Origin of the sequence: Arcobacter sp. L (assembly GCF_000284235.1) — a bacterium.
GTDB lineage: Bacteria > Campylobacterota > Campylobacteria > Campylobacterales > Arcobacteraceae > Aliarcobacter > Aliarcobacter defluvii.
This window is the reverse complement of the sequence record NC_017192.1, coordinates 26112-43300: the sequence shown is the minus strand read 5'-3', so window position 1 is coordinate 43300 and position 17189 is coordinate 26112. Positions and strand designations below refer to the sequence as shown.

The following is a 17189-nucleotide window of genomic DNA, read 5'->3' as shown; positions in this document are numbered from 1 at the left end:
CCCTTAGCTTAGGAACACTTCTTGCAAGTTTTTAAAAAAAACCTAGGAAATTCCATGGAAGCTATTAGTAAAAAACCTTTACAACTAAACCCTATTAAACTATCACAGCCAATGGGAGCGATGCTATTTTTTTTAGGAATAAAAAACTGTATGCCATTGATGCATGGTGCTCAAGGTTGTGCCTCATTTACAAAAGTATTTTTCACTAGACACTTTAATGACCCAATTGCTGTTCAAACAACAGCTGTAAATGATATAACTGCTGTTATTGATGGTGGAGATTATGCTATTAGTGAAAGTATTAAAAATATCACAAAAAAAGTAAAACCTGATTTAGTTGGTCTTTTTACAACTGGACTTACTGAAACAAAAGGTGATGATATAAAAGGTGCAACTTTACTTGTAAAAGATCAACAACTAATGGTTTATGTAAATACACCTGATTTTGAAGGCTCAATTGAGAGTGGTTTTGCAAAAGCAGTTGAAGCAACTATTGACCAACTTGTTGAAAAAGATTCTGAAATAGATACAAATAAAGCTTTAATAATTCCAAACGTAAATCTAAAACCAATAGAAATTGAAAAAATCAAAGATACTATTTCACTTTTTGGATATGAAGTTTTTGCACTTCCAGATTTGAGTGAATCACTTGATGGTCACTTAGGTTTAAAACAAGGAGCTTTAAGTAGTGGAGGAATAAGTGTTGAAGATATTAAAAAATTGGCAACTTCACATTTAGTAATTACTATTGGACAAAGCGTTCAAAAATGTGGACAAAAAATGCTTGAAAAAAATACAAATCTAAATCTATTTCATTTTGATAGTTTAGGTGGATTAGAACAAAGTGATAATTTTTATAAAGCTTTATGCAACTTAAAAAATATTTCTCAACCGCATCCATCAATTGTTAGATGGAGAAAAAGATTACAAGATGCCCTTTTAGATACACACTTTGCAATAGGTAGTTCAAAAGTTGTAATTGCTCTTGAACCAGACCAAGCAATCAGTGTTGCAAATACAATAATAGAAGCAGGAGCTACAATAAAAGCGATTGTTACTACTCATAGAAATGACCTATTAGATGAAATCCCATGTGAAAATCTTTTAATTGGAGATTTTGAAGATGTGGAATCATTTTTGCAAGAAAGTGATGTATTAATTTCAAACTTTCATGGAGAAAGACTTACTATAAAACATAAAAAAGCCTTGATGCTAAGAGGTTTCCCAGATTTTGAAGGATTAGGAAATCAACTAAAAAATGATGTTTTATATGAAGGAAGTACTTATGTACTTTTTGAATTAGCAAATTTGATAAATCACCATAAACTAGGAGAGAGTCATGAGCATTAATCCAAATCTTCCAATAGTTCCATTTACATCAATAAAAATGTTAAATGAGAGTACAAAGCTACTTGGTCTTCCAAAATTACAAGCTCAAGTGATTGTTATTCTTCCAAATATATTGGAGTTTAACGATAAATTAAAAGAGAGCATAAACTTTTCAAAAGACAAAATTGAGTGTTTTATTATAACTTCAAGTTCACAAAATGAAATAAAAGAGCTTATTGAAAAATATGAATTAAATGAATCATTTATTTCAAATGACTTTAAATCATTTGCAAAACAGTTTAATCTAAATGATGAAAAAAACAATTTAATAAAATCATTAATAATGATAAATAAAGATTGTCAAATAATACACAAGGAAATTTTATAATATGGAAATTACATTTAAAAATAATAAATATACATTAGGTAAAAAAGAGAGAAAAGTTGAAGGTGAAGCACCTGCTGTTAGAGTAAAAATGCTAAATGATGAAGTTAAAGTTATTGGTTTGATGGCACCTTCTGTTCAAGTTATGATTACTTTAAATGATGTAAGTAAATATAACTCTGATTTACATCAAATAATTAATACAACAAAAAGAAAAGTTTTCCCTTATATCATCACTTCAAGTAGTCAAGAAATAATTGAAGACATTGCAGAAAAGTATGCTTTAGATAGAGAATTTATTTCAAATGACTTTGTTGATTTTTCAAATAAATTTGGAGTAAATATAGATGATTCAATGGTTGCAAACTCGATTTTCGTAATTGATAAAGAGGGTGTTATAAAATATAAAGAGATTCCAACAGATTTAGAAGATGATTTTAAAATGGAAGATTTTTCACAAACTTTAAATGAAGTTGTTAACTTTAAACCAAAAGGTCACACTCACGAAAATTGGATGGGTGTTTAAATGACAACTCAATTAAAAAAATGGTTAGAAGAAAACGAATATGATTTAACTAATCTAAATAGTGCAGGAAAATATGGAAATTCTGCACTTATGAAAGCATGTCGTGAAGGGGAAATAGAGTTAGTAAATGAACTTTTATCTATGAATGTTGAATTAAACATGAAAAATGTAGATGGGAACTCTGCACTTTGGAACTCATGTTTTGCAAACTCTTATGAATGTTTTGAAGCTGTTATCAAAGCAGGGATTGATATAGATTCACAAAATGTAAATAATGTAACTGCATTAATGTATTGTGCAAGTGCAGGAAAAGATGATTTTGTAGAACTTCTTTTAAAACATGGTGCAAAAACAGAATTTGAAAGTTTAGATGGATTTAAAGCTATTGATTTAGCGGTTACTCCAAAAATTGTGAAACTATTAAAAAATGCAAAAGTTTCATGATAAAACTGATATTAATGCTAAAAAGTATTTAACTGGCTCAAATTTTATAGATTATAGGACTCAACCAAGAGCCTATAAATCTTATCCTTCCTTTTTTTTATCCTTCAATTTAGATGATTTTGAAGAATTAAAATTTATTAAAAATATTGGAAAAATTACAGCATCTAAAACCTATGGAAATGTAAAAGTTGATTTAAGAGCAAATCCAAGTGCTGGAGGTTTATATCCAAGTGAAATTTATATCCAACTTCGAGGAATAAAATCTTTAGTAAATGGAATTTATCACTATGAAGCAATAGAAAACAGAATCACTTTAATCCATGAATTAAGTAATGATGGAGTTGAATACTATTTTGAAGATAAATTTCAAAAGAAAATCATATTCTTAATAAGTAATGCCTATTTCCGCTCAGCTTGGAAATATGAAAAAAGAGCAATAAGATATATTTTACTTGATACTGGTCATCTTTTGGGTTCTATTTATGCTGCTTTAGAACTTGAAAATTTACCTTTTAACATAGATTTTAATTTTGATAAAGACTCTTTAAATGAGGATTTTTCATTTGATAAATTTGAATCATTTTATACTTCTGTATTCACTCAAATTCATAAAGAATTGGAGTGTAAAAAGTTAAGAACTCCAATAGTAAATGTAAGTGCTTGTGATTATCAGTTAAAAGAAAATTTTATCGAAGAGTTTTACATAAAAGCACAAAAAGACTTTTTTCCTATTGTTTCAAATATAAATTTATTAAATGATTTAAAAAAAGAAGATTTACAAGAAGCTATAAATAATCGCCGTTCAATTAGAGCTTTTAAAAAAGATGAAATCTCTAAAGATGATTTTTTATTTATTACAAAAAATATTTTTGAATTTGCACAAAAATATGAAATAGAGATTTACTTTATAAATAACAATCTAAAAGATATGAAAAAAGGTCTCTACAAAAATGTGGATTTACAAAAAGAGGGCGATTTTAAAGAAATTGCAACTAAATTAGCTTTAAATCAAAAACTTTCAGGTGATAGTGCAATAAGTCTATTTTTTACAGCAAAAAATAGTGAAGAATATTTTTATTTATATATCTTAACAGGATTTATTTCTCAAATTTTATATCTACGCTCAACACACTTAAATATTTCATGTAGTGGCTTAGGTGCTTATTTTGACGATATTTCTAAAGAATTTCTTGAAACTGAAAATAATATATTTTATCTTTTTGCAATAGGAAAATAAAACAAAAAAAGTTGTGGAACACTAATTGCATATAGGTCTTTATATATAACTTTTAGGATATAACATGAAAAGCATAAAAATAAAATCAAATGAACCGTCAACTGGTAATCTAAAAGTTGCATTTGCAACTAGCGATTTAGAAAATATTGATTCACATTTTGGAAGTGCTAAGCAATTCGCTGTTTATGAAATAGGGAAAGACCTTACTAACGTTTGCGAAATCATTAAAATTGAAGATAAAGATACAGATAAAACTGTTGAACTTTTAAAAAATATTGATATTGTTTATTTTACAAATATTGGAGCAATTGCTGCTGCAAAGATTATAAATAGTGGAATCTTTCCTATTAAATACAAAGAAAGCGTTTCAATAGAAGAAGAAATAAAAAAACTAACAACTATGCTAAATACAAATCCACCTCCGTTTATTAAAAAAATCATTGAAAAAAAGGCTGCATAATGGACGCTAAAAAACTATTTATTGATACATTAATCGGTCAGATTAGAGCCTTAGACCAGTTTGGAACTTGGGCAAATAAAAGTGATAAAGACTTAATAGAAGAGAAATATATCAAAACAAAAGAGGATTTGAAAAATATCCCTATTATTGCTGATATTGATGAAATGCAAATCAAAGATATAAGACTTATCTATCAAGCTGTTGCACTTGCTTTTGAAAAATTAACAGGAATTATGTGTTCTGTTGTTATGGAAATGAGTCACGAAGGTTTTGGAAGAGTTGTTGTTTTCACAGATAAAATCGTTATTTGTGAAAAGTTCTTTAAAGATGCACATAGATTCTCATTTAGAGCTTATGAGGATTTAGAAAAAGAGGGTGAAAAATACCTTACAAATGCGCAAGAAACTTACAATAAATATAAAAACGTATAAGGATTGAGAAATGTCGAAAATGGGAATATTTTGTGGAACTGCAGGTGGTACATCTATGAAAGTAGCTAAAGCTTTAGCTAAAGAGTTTGATATAGATGAAGATGATGTAATAAACATGGAAGAAGATTTTGATAGCATCGAACAATTTGAAGACTACGATATCTTATTCATAGGAAGTTCTACATGGGGACAAGGAGATGTACATTTCTCATGGGTTGATGTTCAATTAGAACTAGAAGATGAAAAACCAGACCTTTCTGGAAAAACAGTTGCTTTCTTTGGAGCAGGTGATAGTGTAAAACATGGTGAACAATTCTGTTCAGCATTAGGGAAGTTATATAAAACTTTTACAGATTTAGGAGCAACAGCTGTTGGATTTGTGGATAAAGATGATTATAAATATGAGTTTTCTTTGGCTGAAATGGATGGAAAATTATGTGGTTTGGCTATTGATGACCACAATGAAAAAGGTAAAACTAAAGAAAGAATCAAAAATTGGATAGAACAATTAAAAGGTGAATTAGACCTATAAAAGGATGAATTATGGGAACTGTAGAAGAATTTTATAAATTAAGAGATACGGAAGATTTTTTTAACTTTTTTGGTATTGAATTTGACCAAAAGTTAATAAATGTAAAAAGATTTCATATGATGAAAGAGTATGGAAGTCTAATAAAAAAAGGTTTAGAGTCAATTGCAGAAGAAAATAAACTTTTAGAATTTCTAAAATTTTCTTTACTAAGAGTATATGGTGACTATAAAAATGGTCATGCACCAAGTGCAGCTGAAGTTTGGAATATGTATGAAACTGGAAAACTAGAAGGTTGTTCTTCTTGTGGTTCAAGTTCATCATCTACAGGAGGAAGTTGTGGCTGTTGATCATAAACAAATCGTTGATGCAAACACTTTTTTGCACGATAGTGTAACGGCTAACCGTTCAGGAAGAGATGAAGAAGTTGCAAAATTTGGAATAGGGCAAAAAGTGCAACTTCTTGAAGATATAAAAAATGATGGAACATATCCACATGCACCAATTGGAGCCATAATGGTTCAAAAAGGTGCTATTGGTTACATCAAATCTATTGGAGAATTTTTACAAGTAATTAGAGTTTATGAAGTTCATTTTTTAGATGTAAATGCACTTATTGAAGTTGTAGGTTGTAGGGAACATGAACTACTTGCAATGGAAGATTATAGGGATGAAGTTCAAGAAGAATTAGAGTTTATGAAAAAACATAGAGAAAAATACTATTCAAAATAGTATTTTTACTCAAGTCAAATGAAAGGATTTAATGAATCTTATCACTTGGCTTGGTAAATTTTATACAAGTCTAAAAAAAGTAGGAGGAAAATATGGCAAAAGTAATTTTTATGCATTTTGACATGGAAACTGACGGAGTGTATGAGGGAAAAATAGGAGAGCCTATTGTTAGGTTAGCAAAGGAAAAGAATATTCCAATTCCATTTGCAGTTGATGGTGATTATTCTAATTGTTTAATTTGTGTTGAAAATTTAAGTAATGAAGAGCCAACTAGCTACATGGAAGATGAAGAGTTAGACATCTTAGTTAAACTTGGAGCAATCAGTCAAAAAGAAGCTGATCAATGTCAACAATTCACAATAAGCCCAAAAATCAGAATTGCACCAATGATGTTAATCAAAGGTGATATTTTAGTAAAACCATTCAAATTAAAATAAGGAATATAAAATGACAACAAGAGTAGAAATCGTAAATGACTTTTTAGCAATCAACGTAAAACCTGGAAGTACAATTCAAGATGTAGTTGAAGCATCAGGTTCAGCTTTACCATTTGGTTGTAGAGATGGACAATGTGGTACATGTTTAGTTTCAATTGAACAAGGTATGGAATTTATTTCTGAAATAAATGAAAAAGAGAAAAAAGTAATCGCAGAAGCAGGTGCTGGAACAAACACTGAAAAAGCTAGATTATCTTGTCAAATGAAAATAATTAAACCAAATGGTGTAGTTAGAATTAAGTATTAAAAAATATACGAAGGAAAGTCCAAATTCTTTTTGAATTTGGGCATAATAAAATTATGGCACAAACATTATCTATATCAACTTCTCAAAAACAGAATTTAAATTTATCATTGAAATTGTGGCTACCAATGCTACAAACATCAATACAAGATTTAGAATCATATCTTACTAATTTATCTTATGAAAATCCATTTTTGGAAGTTAAAAAACCAAAAGAGTTTTATAATAATTTTACATCAAATGGAACAAGTGGTGAATTTATTGAATCACTTGCTTTTTATGCAAAATCTTTAAATGATAAATTAAGTGAACAAATAGAAGATGATACGCTTTTCCCTACACCAAATTCAAAAAAAGTTGCACTTGAAATTTTGTGTGATATAGATGAAAATGGTTATTTTGATGGAGATATAGAAAAAATTGCTATAACTTGTAATGTTTATAAAGAGTATGTTGAATCAATTAGACAAAGATTTTCAAGGCTAGAACCAAGTGGAGTTGGGGCACTTAATCTTGAAGAATCATTTTTATTTCAGCTTGATTCAATTGATAGAAGTATTGATGATGAATTATATAATTTCACTAAAAAAATCATAAAAGACATAACACATATTGATAAATATGCTGCACATCATAGATTTAATGATGCAAAAGATATTATTAAATATTTCAACAACCCTCCAGCTATTGATTATATAAATGACAATGTTCAAGTTATACCTGATTTTTTTGTTGAGATTAATGAAGATATTGAGATAAAAATAAACAACTCTTATTATCCAGATATAAAAGTAAAAAATCCTTTTAATACAAAAAACGAAAATATAAAAGAGAAACTAAAAGAAGCAAAAGATTTAGTAAATTTATTAAACCTTAGAAAAGCAACTTTATATAAAATCGTTTTAATTATTGTAGAAAAACAAATCTCATTTTTTGTTGGAGGAGAACTTAAACCATTTTCTATGCAAGAAATAGCCGCAGAATTAGGATTTGCAGAATCAACTATAAGTAGAGCTGTTTCAAATAAATATATAGAGTGTAACTTAGGAATTTTTCCATTAAAATATTTCTTTACAAATGCTGTTGATAAAGATTTATCATCTTCACAAATAAAAAGCTATATAAAAAGTTTAGTTGATTATGAGAATAAAGACGAACCTTTGACTGACGAAGCTATTTTGGAGTATATTGAAGAAAAATTTTCTCTAAAAATGGTAAGACGAACTATCACAAAATATAGAAAAATATTAGATATACCTTCATCTAAAGAGAGAAAAAAACTCTACAAAGTTGAGAATTTGTAAGATTATTGCTATTTTATTTCTATATAATGACGATTATATAGAAAGGACTTCTATGAACATTCAACAACAAACTTTGTTATCAACTTTATTTAATGAATCACTTGATGCCATTTTAGTTCTTGATTTAAAAACACAAAAATTTATTTTATTTAACCAAAAAGCTTTAGAATTATATAACTATACAAAAGAAGAGTTCAAAGAAATCACTCCAAAAGATTTAACTTTAGAATTTCTGACACTCGAAGAGATGGAGAAAAGACAAAAGAATATTTTGGAAAAAGGTTGGGATAGATTTAAAACAAAACATAAAACAAAAGATGGAAAAGCATTAGATGTTTTAATCAAAAGTAAAAGAATTGAATTAAATGTAGAATCTATTTTGTTATATATAACAGTTATTAATTTAGGAAAAGAACAAAAAATTGAACAAGAGTTTGAGACAATATTTTATAGCTCAAAAGATGGAATTGCAACTATTGATTTAGATGGAAAATTTATAAGATTTAATGATTCATTTAAACAATTGAGTGAATATAGTTACAATGAACTTATTAATATTCCGGTTTTTGATTTATTCCATCAAGAAAACAAAGAAAAAATAAAAGAACTAATACCGCAAGTAATTAAAAAAAAATATATAGAAAACTTTGAAACTACCTTTATTACAAAATATGAAAAATCAATGATTACTTATATTACAATGAATTTAATGCCAAATCAAAAAGAGATTTTATTAATTATTAAAGATTTCACTCTTTTAAAACTTATTGATTTGGAGAAAAAATTTAAATCTTTAAATGAATTAATTCAAAATATTTCACATCAATGGAAACAGCCATTAAGTACAATTTCAATTATTGCAAGTGGAATAAAACTACAAAATGAATTAAAGTTATATGATGTTTCAAATTTAGATAATGATATGAGCAAAATTGTAGAAATTACAAATTATTTATCAAATATAATTAATAATTTTGATGATATGGCTTTTGAGAATCTTGAAAAATCTTATAGCCTTTGCCAATTAATGAACGAAATCTTGCATGATATGAAAAATCTTTTGAACAAAAATCATATAAAAATTATTACTGATTATAAAATTGATAATAAAGTATATATAGATAAATTTAGATTCTCTGAAGCAATAAAAAATATTTTAAATAATTCAATTGAAGCTTTTATTGAAAAAAATATTGATAATAGAATTATTCTAATAAAAACTGAAAATATAGATAACCATATTACTCTAAAAATCCAAGATAATGCAGGAGGAGTTGATGAAGATATACTTCCTAAAATACTTGAACCATATTTTACAACTAAACATCAAAGTCAAGGTACGGGATTGGGATTAACAAATAGTTATAAAATAATAGTAGAAATGCATAAATATTTATTCTCTTTTGATAATTGTCATATAAAATTTGATAATGAAGAATATAAAGGTTTTATTGTTTCTATAACTTTTTAAAGTAGGAGTTCTATAAAAGAAATCCTACTGCTATTGTTAAAATTCCTAAAATTAGTAGCAAAATAAAACTTGTATATGTTTTATCTTTTCCAAACCAAAAAGTATAAATTGCTTTTAAAATATTATTGCTACCAGAAGATATGATTATTGCTGATGCGATATGAGATGACTCAATTGTATATTTTCCAGTTAATAAAGACAAAATAAATGGATCAATATCGGTAAATCCAATAATTGTAGATAAAAATTGTAATCCACTTGTTCCATAATTTTCAACAACAAAATTTGTAATTAACATAGTAATAATAAATAAAAATGCAAAAATAAATGCTGTTCCTAATTCTAAAGGATTTGAGTCTTTCATTTCAATATTATTAATTGATTTTGATGCTCTTTTGTAATAAATAAATGTAATTACAGCAGTTAAAACTATAAAACATAAAAAAGGTAACAAAATTGTTTTTGCAACTTCAAAATTGAAAATATATGAAATTATAAGTATTCTAATATACATCATAGATGTTGCAGCTATTATTGAAGCTGTTATAATATGATTTTTATCTAAAGTTTGTGCTTTTTTTGATAATACAACAGTTGTTGCTGTTGAAGAATAACTTCCACCTATCAAACCTGTAAGAAAAATTCCTTTTGAAGGGAAAAGATATTTTTGAACTAAATATCCAGTATAAGAAATTCCAGAAATTACAACTACAGTTAACCAAATTTTATAAAGTGAAATTCCCAAATAAGGAATTAGTTTGTCTTCTGGAAGTAAAGGAAGAACAACTGCTGAAAGCAAAATCATTTTACCTAAAGTTTCAAATTCATAAATATTTATATTCATATTAAAACTTAATATTTTATTTTTTGCATTTAATAAAAATATAGTTAATACAAAAACTAAAGAAGTCAGCCATAAAGGGAAAAGATTTGACAAAGGACCAAAACTATAAACTATCAATAAAACTAAATATAAAACAATACTATGTTTTCTTTCATCCAATAATCTATTATAAAAAAGTGAAAATAAAAGAGTAATTCCAATAAATCCAGCGATATAAATTGAAAAATTAACGGGTTCTATTTTATAAAAAATAAAACCTAATATTCCTACAAAAGTGTAAGTTCTTGCTGTTCCAAAAAACTCCTTATCTGTGGGATGGAATTTTAATTTATAAGCTCTTATTTCTAAACCTATCAAAAAACTAAACAAAATTGTAAAAATTAAATGTGTAAAAAGTGAATCTATTATCATTTTTTAATTAATCCTTTTTCATAACAAATAGGATCGAACTTACAAACAATATCACCACTAAAAGCTAAAAGTTTTTCATTCTTTTTATCATAATCCATATTTGACAAAAAATGTTTTATCACATTTAATCTAGCTTTTTTCTTATTATCTGCATTAACTACATACCAAGGAGCAAAACTAAAAGAAGTTCTAATAAACATCTCATCCCTTGCTTTTGAATATTCATCCCAATACTCTTGAGCTTTATTATCTATAGGACTTACTTTCCACTGTTTTAGTGGATTTGTTTTTCTATCTTTTAATCTTTCTTTTTGTTCATCTTTTGATATATCAAGATAATATTTAAAAAATATCACACCTGAATGAGTTAGCATTTGTTCGAAACTTCCAACCTCTTCAAAAAAAGATTTTAACTCCTTTTGAGTACAAAAGTTCATAACTTTTTCAACTCCTGCACGATTATACCAACTTCTATTAAATAAAATAATCTCTTGCTTTGAAGGTAAAAAATGAACATATCTTTGAAAATACCAAGACATATGATCTTTATCACTAGGTTTATTAAGTGCTACAGTTCTTACTTCTCTTGGACTTAAATGTTGTAAAAATCTTTTTATAATTCCATCTTTACCTGCTGTATCTCTTCCTTCAAAGATAATACACACTTGTAATTTTTTCTCAATTACCTCTTTTTGAAACTTTACAAGCTCAACTTGTAAATCATATAACTCTTTTTTATATTCTTTTATTTTCATTTTAAACTCTTTTTGTAATGAGATTTGAAAAATAGTATACATTTAATCTATTTGAATTACATTTAAATATTAAAGACTTTATTATTTTTTTGCCAAAAAATCTATTCTTTATTTTTAAATTTACAAAATTATTTACAAATTTTGTTCTAATAAAATAGGATAAAAAAACTCCAAAAAAGAATATTCAAAAAAAGATTTTATTAAGAAGTTCCTATTTTAGGGCTTTTTAAAAATTTCAAAAAAAATTTCAAAAAAAAACTTTCTGTGGAACACAAAGTGCAATTACCAATTTCGTAAACATAAAAATCAAAGGAGATAAAATGTCAGCATTAAGACAAATCGCGTTTTACGGAAAAGGTGGGATTGGTAAATCTACTACATCTCAAAACACATTAGCAGCTATGTGTCATTATTATGGTCAAAAAATATTAATCGTTGGATGTGACCCAAAAGCAGATTCAACAAGATTAATCTTACATGAAAAAGCACAATCTACAATTATGCAATTAGCTTCTGAAGCTGGAACAGTTGAAGATTTAGAATTAGAAGATGTATGTAAACCAGGTGCTGGTGAATTCCACTACGATAACAATGAAATAACTGAAGGTTATATCAATTGTACTGAGTCTGGAGGTCCTGAGCCAGGTGTTGGATGTGCAGGTAGAGGAGTTATTACAGCTATTAACTTCTTAGAAGAAGAAGGTGCTTATGATGACGAATTAGATTTCGTTTCTTATGACGTTCTTGGAGACGTTGTATGTGGTGGATTTGCTATGCCAATTAGAGAAGGTAAAGCACAAGAAATCTACATCGTAATGTCTGGAGAAATGATGGCTATGTATGCAGCTAACAACATTTCTAAAGGTATTTTAAAATATGCAAATACTGGTGGGGTAAGACTTGCTGGATTAATTTGTAACGCTAGGATGACAGATAAAGAGTATGACCTTGCAAAACACTTAGCAATGCAAATTGGTACTCAAATGATTCACTTCGTTCCAAGATCTAACCACGTTCAAAGAGCTGAGTTAAGAAGAATGACAGTTGTTGAATTCGCTCCAACATCTGACCAAGCTATGGAATACAAAGAATTAGCAAGAAAAATCATTGCTAATGACTTAAAAGTTATCCCAACTCCATTAGAAATGGATGATTTAGAAAACCTATTAATGGAATTCGGTTTAGAAGAAGAAGCAGATTTAGATAACATCGGTAAAAAAGCTGAAGAAGCTTAATAATTAAAATTCAAAAATAAATAGTAGTAAGGAGAAAATCATGTTTATATGTGGATACCACTTCCCAGCAAGTGAAGGAAATGATGTAAGTTTTGACAAAGTTATTGAAAAAGTTCAAGAAGGTATAGATGCAACTGGGAAAACTGTAACTTTGACAAGTGAAACAAGAGAAGGTGTTAAATTAGAAGAACTTTCTGTGCCAGCTGGTACTTTTTTACATACAGCTTTAGTTGATTATTATACAAACACAGAATGTGCACCTAAAGACGATTTCAAAATGATTTATTACACAAATAAATATCAAATTTCTGAAATTTCAAAAAACGTAGATGGTGATTCAACTAAAGATATTTGTAAAAAATTAGATGACATGAATCTATACAGAGTAAAAGTAGCGTAAGCTACTTAACTCTTATATAAAGAGGAGAAAACTATGGGACCAGAAACATTAGAAAGTCTACAAAAAGAAGCTCTTGCTGAAGTACTTGAATCATATCCTGAGAAAGTAAAAAAAAGTAGAGCAAAACATTTAGGTATTGATTCACCAGAAACTTCAAAAGGTTCTTGTGATACAACAAAAAGTAATAAACAAACAGTTCCAGGAGTTATGTCTCAAAGAGGATGTGCTTATGCAGGTTCTAAAGGGGTTGTTTGGGGACCAATTAAAGATATGATTCATATCTCTCACGGACCAATTGGATGTGGACAATATTCAAGAGGTGGTAGAAGAAATTATTACATTGGAACAACTGGTATTGATACATTTGTTACTATGAACTTCTCTACAGATTTTAATGAGAAAGATATCGTATTTGGTGGAGATAAAAAACTTAAAAAAGCACTAGCAGAAATTGATGAATTATTCCCATTAAATAATGGTATTTCAATTCAATCTGAGTGTCCAATTGGATTAATTGGAGATGATATTCATGCAGTTGCAAAAGTTTATAAAAAAGAGTCAGGAACTCAAACTATAGCTGTTTCATGTGAAGGATTTAGAGGGGTTTCTCAATCACTTGGTCACCACATTGCAAACGATATGATTAGAGATTATATTATGCCTGATAACTCTTATAAAAAAGATTTCGAATCAACTCCTTATGATGTATCAATTATTGGAGATTATAACATCGGTGGAGATGCTTGGTCAACGAGAATTATCTTAGAAGAAATGGGATTAAGAGTTATTGCTCAATGGTCAGGAGATGCTACTTATAAAGAGTTAGCAATTGCACCAAAAGCAAAACTAAATTTATTACATTGCTATAGATCTATGAACTATATTGCAAGACATATGGAACAAGAATTTAACATTCCTTGGATGGAATATAACTTCTTTGGACCTTCAAAAACAACTGAGTCTTTAAGAAAAATTGCTTCATTCTTTGATGAATCAATTCAAGAAAAAACTGAAGCTGTTATCGCTAAATATACTGCTATGACTGACGCTGTTATTGCAAAATACAGACCAATGTTAGAAGGTAAAAAAGTTATGCTTTATGTTGGAGGATTAAGACCAAGACACGTTATTGGAGCTTATGAAGATTTAGGAATGGAAGTAATTGGAACTGGTTATGAGTTCGCTCACGGTGATGATTATAAAAGAACTAAAGATGAGATTGAAAGATCAACTCTAATTTATGATGATGCAAATGAGTATGAATTAGAAGCTTTCGTTAAAAAATTAAGACCTGATTTAGTTGCAGCAGGAGTAAAAGAGAAATATGTATTCCAAAAAATGGGATTACCATTTAGACAAATGCACTCTTGGGATTATTCAGGACCATACCATGGTTATGATGCATTCGCAATTTTCGCTAGAGACATGGATTTAGCAATTAACTCACCAGTATGGAACCACACAAAAGCTCCATGGGAAAAAGAAGCGTAAGGAGAAGGCTATGCAAGACGTTGAAAACATTGTAAATGGACAAAAACTATTTTTAAAACCTGAATATCAAGAAGTTTTAAAAAATAAAAAACAATTTGAAAGTGCAGCTGGTGCTACATCACCTGAAAAAGTTGCAGAAATTCAAAAATGGACTGAATCTTGGGATTATAGAGAAAAAAATTTAGCTAGAGAAGCAATCACTGTTAATCCTGCTAAAGCTTGTCAACCTTTAGGTGCTGTAATGGTAGCTTTAGGATTTGAAAATACTATGCCTTACGTTCATGGATCTCATGGTTGTGTTGCGTATTTTAGAACATATTTTACAAGACACTTTAAAGAACCAACTCCTTGTGTTTCAGATTCTATGTCTGAATCAGCAGCGGTATTTGGGGGATTAGCAAATATGAAAGATGGTTTAAGAAACTGTAATGCTTTATATAAACCTGAAATGATTGCTGTATCTACTACTTGTATGGCAGAGGTTATTGGAGATGACTTAAATGCATTTATCATAGGTGCTAGAGAAGAAGCTGAAGGTGAATTAGATAATATCTTAATTCCTCATGCACACACTCCATCTTTCGTAGGATCTCATATTACTGGTTATGATAATATGATGAAATCAACTTTAGAGCAATTAAGTGAAGGTGTAACTAAAGAAGTAGATGCAGAAAGAATTAACATCATTCCTGGATTTGAACCATATTTAGGATCATTAAAAGAGATCAAAAAAATCTCTAAAATGTTCGGTGACAAAATCATTATGATTGGTGACCATGAAGAACAATGGGATACAGGAGCAGGAGAATATAAATTATATGCTGGTGGAACAAAAATAGCTGATGCTAAAACAGCTATCAATGCAAGTGCAACTATCAGTTTACAAAAATATTCAACTGTTTTAACAGCTAAAACTATTAAAAATAAATGGAAACAAAAATATGAAACTTGTAACCCAATTGGTTTAAGTGGAACTGATGGATTCGTTATGAAACTTGCTGAATTAACTGGAAAAGAAGTACCTGAAGAGTTAAAACAACAAAGAGCAAGATTAGTAGATGCAATGCAAGATTCTTATCCATATATGCACAGCAAAAAATTTGCTATCTGGGGAGATCCTGACTTCTTATTAGGAATGGTTTCATTCTTAGTTGAAATGGGAGCAATTCCAACTCACGTTCTTTGCCACAATGCGCCAAGAAAAGGTTGGGAAGAAGATATGAAAGAAATTTTATCTAAATCTCCAAGAGCTGCTGAATGTAATATTTGGGCAGGAAAAGATTTATGGCATTTAAGAAGCTTACTATTTACTGAGCCTGTTGATTTTATGATTGGAAATGTTTACGGAAAAGAGTTATATAGAGATACTAAAACTCCATTAATCAGAATTGGATTCCCAATTTTTGATAGACATCATTTACATAGATATTCTATTAGTGGATATGAAGGTGGTATTAATCTATTAACATGGATTACTAATAGTATTTTAGATAATCTTGATGAACAAACAAAAAATATTGCTGAAACAGATTATTTCTTCGATTCAGTTAGATAATTTTTATACTAGAAGTTTTTATAACTTCTAGTTTTTTTTAGGTATCATTATATATTCAGTTATATAATGATACTATTTTTTTGTTTATCGTTATATACTATTAAATATAGCCAAAAAGGATTTTTGTGGAAATATCATCAAACTTGACATTAGAAATTTTAAATCAACCCTTTTTATTGGAAAAAAGAATTGAATTATTAATGGCAATACAAAAAACTGGTTCTATCAGTAAAGCGGCAAAAGAAGTTCCCATGAGCTATAAATCTGCTTGGGAAGCAGTTGAAGCCATGAATAATTTATCAATTAGTCCAATAGTACAAAGAGAAACAGGTGGAGTTGGTGGTGGAGGAACTACTCTTACAACATATGGAGAGAATCTACTAAAAACTTATCATTTATTAAAAGAAGAACAAAAAAAGTTTCTTGAAAATCTAAATAGAATGACTGATATTAACACAGGTACATTAAAAGCTATAAGGAGATTATCAATGCAATTAAGTGCAAGAAATCAAATAAGTGGAATTGTAGAATTAATAGAGCATGGAAAAGTAAATGCAGAAGTATTTATAAGACTAAAAAGTGGTTATACACTTGTTTCTGTTATTACAAATTCTGCTGTTAAAAATCTAGACTTAAAAGCTAAAGATGAAGTTGTTGCAATTTTTAAATCAAGTACTGTTTTATTAACAACAGATATTACTTTAAATATTAGTGCAAGAAACAAATTCCAAGGTGTAGTAGACAACATAAATCAAGGTGAAATAAATTCTGAAGTAGTAATCGATATAGGCAATGCAGATAAAATTGCTTCAGTTATAACAACAAGTTCTGTAAATAGATTAAATCTTAAACCAGGTTCTAATGTGAGTGCAATTATAAAAGCCTCGGATATTATGATAGGAAAATAAG

Annotated in this window: 21 protein-coding genes; 19 read left to right on the top strand and 2 right to left on the bottom strand. The window is 28.2% G+C overall.

The genetic code is table 11. From position 1 onward, the window contains the following. Nucleotides 1–54 precede the first annotated feature (54 nt). From nifN to ABLL_RS00185, 14 genes are all read left to right on the top strand, one after another. A complete protein-coding gene (nifN, locus tag ABLL_RS00250; RefSeq protein ID WP_014472766.1) occupies nucleotides 55–1350 on the top strand; it encodes a nitrogenase iron-molybdenum cofactor biosynthesis protein NifN in 1296 nt (431 codons plus the stop codon). Continuing rightward, nucleotides 1340–1717, top strand: a complete 378-nt coding sequence (locus ABLL_RS00245) for a hypothetical protein (RefSeq protein WP_014472765.1) — start codon at nucleotides 1340–1342, stop codon at nucleotides 1715–1717. Before nifN ends, ABLL_RS00245 begins: the two co-directional genes overlap by 11 nt. A gap of 1 nt (nucleotide 1718) precedes the next feature. After that, nucleotides 1719–2240 (top strand): hypothetical protein, encoded by a 522-nt coding sequence (locus ABLL_RS00240; protein ID WP_014472764.1) that lies wholly within the window; start codon nucleotides 1719–1721, stop codon nucleotides 2238–2240. Further along, nucleotides 2241–2684, top strand: a complete 444-nt coding sequence (locus ABLL_RS00235; protein WP_014472763.1) for an ankyrin repeat domain-containing protein — start codon at nucleotides 2241–2243, stop codon at nucleotides 2682–2684. It abuts the gene before it with no gap. Then, nucleotides 2668–3921, top strand: a complete 1254-nt coding sequence (locus ABLL_RS00230) for a SagB/ThcOx family dehydrogenase (protein WP_014472762.1) — start codon at nucleotides 2668–2670, stop codon at nucleotides 3919–3921. Before ABLL_RS00235 ends, ABLL_RS00230 begins: the two co-directional genes overlap by 17 nt. Before the next feature lie 64 nt (nucleotides 3922–3985). Beyond that, nucleotides 3986–4381: a nitrogen fixation protein NifX gene (gene nifX / locus ABLL_RS00225; protein ID WP_014472761.1), complete on the top strand. Its 396-nt coding sequence runs from the start codon at nucleotides 3986–3988 to the stop codon at nucleotides 4379–4381. Next, on the top strand, nucleotides 4381–4812 hold the full coding sequence (locus ABLL_RS00220; protein ID WP_014472760.1) for a NifX-associated nitrogen fixation protein: 432 nt from the start codon (nucleotides 4381–4383) through the stop codon (nucleotides 4810–4812). The genes nifX and ABLL_RS00220 overlap by 1 nt, the downstream gene beginning before the upstream one ends. A gap of 10 nt (nucleotides 4813–4822) precedes the next feature. Continuing rightward, nucleotides 4823–5344 carry a flavodoxin domain-containing protein gene (locus tag ABLL_RS00215; RefSeq protein ID WP_014472759.1) on the top strand — a complete coding sequence of 174 codons (522 nt, stop codon included), beginning with the start codon at nucleotides 4823–4825 and terminating at the stop codon, nucleotides 5342–5344. A gap of 11 nt (nucleotides 5345–5355) precedes the next feature. After that, complete coding sequence (locus tag ABLL_RS00210; RefSeq protein ID WP_014472758.1) at nucleotides 5356–5691, top strand: nitrogenase-stabilizing/protective protein NifW; 336 nt, start codon at nucleotides 5356–5358, stop codon at nucleotides 5689–5691. Beyond that, a complete protein-coding gene (locus tag ABLL_RS00205; protein ID WP_014472757.1) occupies nucleotides 5681–6073 on the top strand; it encodes a nitrogen fixation protein NifZ in 393 nt (130 codons plus the stop codon). The genes ABLL_RS00210 and ABLL_RS00205 overlap by 11 nt, the downstream gene beginning before the upstream one ends. Nucleotides 6074–6165: 92 nt before the next feature. Further along, a complete protein-coding gene (locus ABLL_RS00200; RefSeq protein ID WP_014472756.1) occupies nucleotides 6166–6510 on the top strand; it encodes a hypothetical protein in 345 nt (114 codons plus the stop codon). Nucleotides 6511–6520: 10 nt separating this feature from the next. Further along, on the top strand, nucleotides 6521–6817 hold the full coding sequence (locus ABLL_RS00195) for a 2Fe-2S iron-sulfur cluster-binding protein (protein ID WP_014472755.1): 297 nt from the start codon (nucleotides 6521–6523) through the stop codon (nucleotides 6815–6817). A gap of 53 nt (nucleotides 6818–6870) precedes the next feature. Next, complete coding sequence (locus ABLL_RS00190; protein WP_014472754.1) at nucleotides 6871–8118, top strand: RNA polymerase factor sigma-54; 1248 nt, start codon at nucleotides 6871–6873, stop codon at nucleotides 8116–8118. Nucleotides 8119–8170: 52 nt separating this feature from the next. Further along, nucleotides 8171–9589, top strand: coding sequence for a PAS domain S-box protein (locus tag ABLL_RS00185; RefSeq protein ID WP_014472753.1), 1419 nt, complete (start codon nucleotides 8171–8173; stop codon nucleotides 9587–9589). A gap of 10 nt (nucleotides 9590–9599) precedes the next feature. Here ABLL_RS00185 and ABLL_RS00180 read toward each other — a convergent pair whose 3' ends face one another. After that, a complete protein-coding gene (locus ABLL_RS00180; RefSeq protein ID WP_014472752.1) occupies nucleotides 9600–10844 on the bottom strand; it encodes a DUF4010 domain-containing protein in 1245 nt (414 codons plus the stop codon). Then, nucleotides 10841–11641, bottom strand: coding sequence for a polyphosphate kinase 2 (ppk2, locus tag ABLL_RS00175; RefSeq protein WP_258239360.1), 801 nt, complete (start codon nucleotides 11639–11641; stop codon nucleotides 10841–10843). Before ppk2 ends, ABLL_RS00180 begins: the two co-directional genes overlap by 4 nt. Before the next feature lie 278 nt (nucleotides 11642–11919). Between ppk2 and nifH the strand changes: the two genes are divergently transcribed. The 5 genes from nifH (at nucleotide 11920) to ABLL_RS00150 (ending at nucleotide 17188) form a co-directional block, all read left to right on the top strand. Beyond that, nucleotides 11920–12834 (top strand): nitrogenase iron protein, encoded by a 915-nt coding sequence (nifH, locus tag ABLL_RS00170; RefSeq protein WP_014472750.1) that lies wholly within the window; start codon nucleotides 11920–11922, stop codon nucleotides 12832–12834. 40 nt (nucleotides 12835–12874) lie between these two features. Continuing rightward, nucleotides 12875–13234, top strand: coding sequence for a hypothetical protein (locus ABLL_RS00165; protein WP_014472749.1), 360 nt, complete (start codon nucleotides 12875–12877; stop codon nucleotides 13232–13234). Nucleotides 13235–13267: 33 nt separating this feature from the next. Beyond that, nucleotides 13268–14725, top strand: a complete 1458-nt coding sequence (gene nifD, locus ABLL_RS00160) for a nitrogenase molybdenum-iron protein alpha chain (protein WP_014472748.1) — start codon at nucleotides 13268–13270, stop codon at nucleotides 14723–14725. Nucleotides 14726–14735: 10 nt separating this feature from the next. Continuing rightward, nucleotides 14736–16280 carry a nitrogenase molybdenum-iron protein subunit beta gene (gene nifK / locus ABLL_RS00155; protein ID WP_014472747.1) on the top strand — a complete coding sequence of 515 codons (1545 nt, stop codon included), beginning with the start codon at nucleotides 14736–14738 and terminating at the stop codon, nucleotides 16278–16280. Between the two features lie 125 nt (nucleotides 16281–16405). After that, nucleotides 16406–17188: a TOBE domain-containing protein gene (locus ABLL_RS00150; protein ID WP_014472746.1), complete on the top strand. Its 783-nt coding sequence runs from the start codon at nucleotides 16406–16408 to the stop codon at nucleotides 17186–17188. Nucleotide 17189 lies beyond the last annotated feature (1 nt).

Excerpts from the sequence above, each read along its gene's own strand:
- nifN (WP_014472766.1), top strand. The coding sequence starts at position 55 with ATGGAAGCTATTAGTAAAAAACCTTTACAACTAAACCCTATTAAACTA.
- ABLL_RS00245 (WP_014472765.1), top strand. The coding sequence starts at position 1,340 with ATGAGCATTAATCCAAATCTTCCAATAGTTCCATTTACATCAATAAAA.
- ABLL_RS00240 (WP_014472764.1), top strand. The coding sequence starts at position 1,719 with ATGGAAATTACATTTAAAAATAATAAATATACATTAGGTAAAAAAGAG.
- ABLL_RS00235 (WP_014472763.1), top strand. The coding sequence starts at position 2,241 with ATGACAACTCAATTAAAAAAATGGTTAGAAGAAAACGAATATGATTTA.
- ABLL_RS00230 (WP_014472762.1), top strand. The coding sequence starts at position 2,668 with ATGCAAAAGTTTCATGATAAAACTGATATTAATGCTAAAAAGTATTTA.
- nifX (WP_014472761.1), top strand. The coding sequence starts at position 3,986 with ATGAAAAGCATAAAAATAAAATCAAATGAACCGTCAACTGGTAATCTA.
- ABLL_RS00220 (WP_014472760.1), top strand. The coding sequence starts at position 4,381 with ATGGACGCTAAAAAACTATTTATTGATACATTAATCGGTCAGATTAGA.
- ABLL_RS00215 (WP_014472759.1), top strand. The coding sequence starts at position 4,823 with ATGTCGAAAATGGGAATATTTTGTGGAACTGCAGGTGGTACATCTATG.
- ABLL_RS00210 (WP_014472758.1), top strand. The coding sequence starts at position 5,356 with ATGGGAACTGTAGAAGAATTTTATAAATTAAGAGATACGGAAGATTTT.
- ABLL_RS00200 (WP_014472756.1), top strand. The coding sequence starts at position 6,166 with ATGGCAAAAGTAATTTTTATGCATTTTGACATGGAAACTGACGGAGTG.
- ABLL_RS00195 (WP_014472755.1), top strand. The coding sequence starts at position 6,521 with ATGACAACAAGAGTAGAAATCGTAAATGACTTTTTAGCAATCAACGTA.
- ABLL_RS00190 (WP_014472754.1), top strand. The coding sequence starts at position 6,871 with ATGGCACAAACATTATCTATATCAACTTCTCAAAAACAGAATTTAAAT.
- ABLL_RS00185 (WP_014472753.1), top strand. The coding sequence starts at position 8,171 with ATGAACATTCAACAACAAACTTTGTTATCAACTTTATTTAATGAATCA.
- ABLL_RS00180 (WP_014472752.1), bottom strand. The coding sequence starts at position 10,844 with ATGATAATAGATTCACTTTTTACACATTTAATTTTTACAATTTTGTTT.
- ppk2 (WP_258239360.1), bottom strand. The coding sequence starts at position 11,641 with ATGTATACTATTTTTCAAATCTCATTACAAAAAGAGTTTAAAATGAAA.
- nifH (WP_014472750.1), top strand. The coding sequence starts at position 11,920 with ATGTCAGCATTAAGACAAATCGCGTTTTACGGAAAAGGTGGGATTGGT.
- ABLL_RS00165 (WP_014472749.1), top strand. The coding sequence starts at position 12,875 with ATGTTTATATGTGGATACCACTTCCCAGCAAGTGAAGGAAATGATGTA.
- nifD (WP_014472748.1), top strand. The coding sequence starts at position 13,268 with ATGGGACCAGAAACATTAGAAAGTCTACAAAAAGAAGCTCTTGCTGAA.
- nifK (WP_014472747.1), top strand. The coding sequence starts at position 14,736 with ATGCAAGACGTTGAAAACATTGTAAATGGACAAAAACTATTTTTAAAA.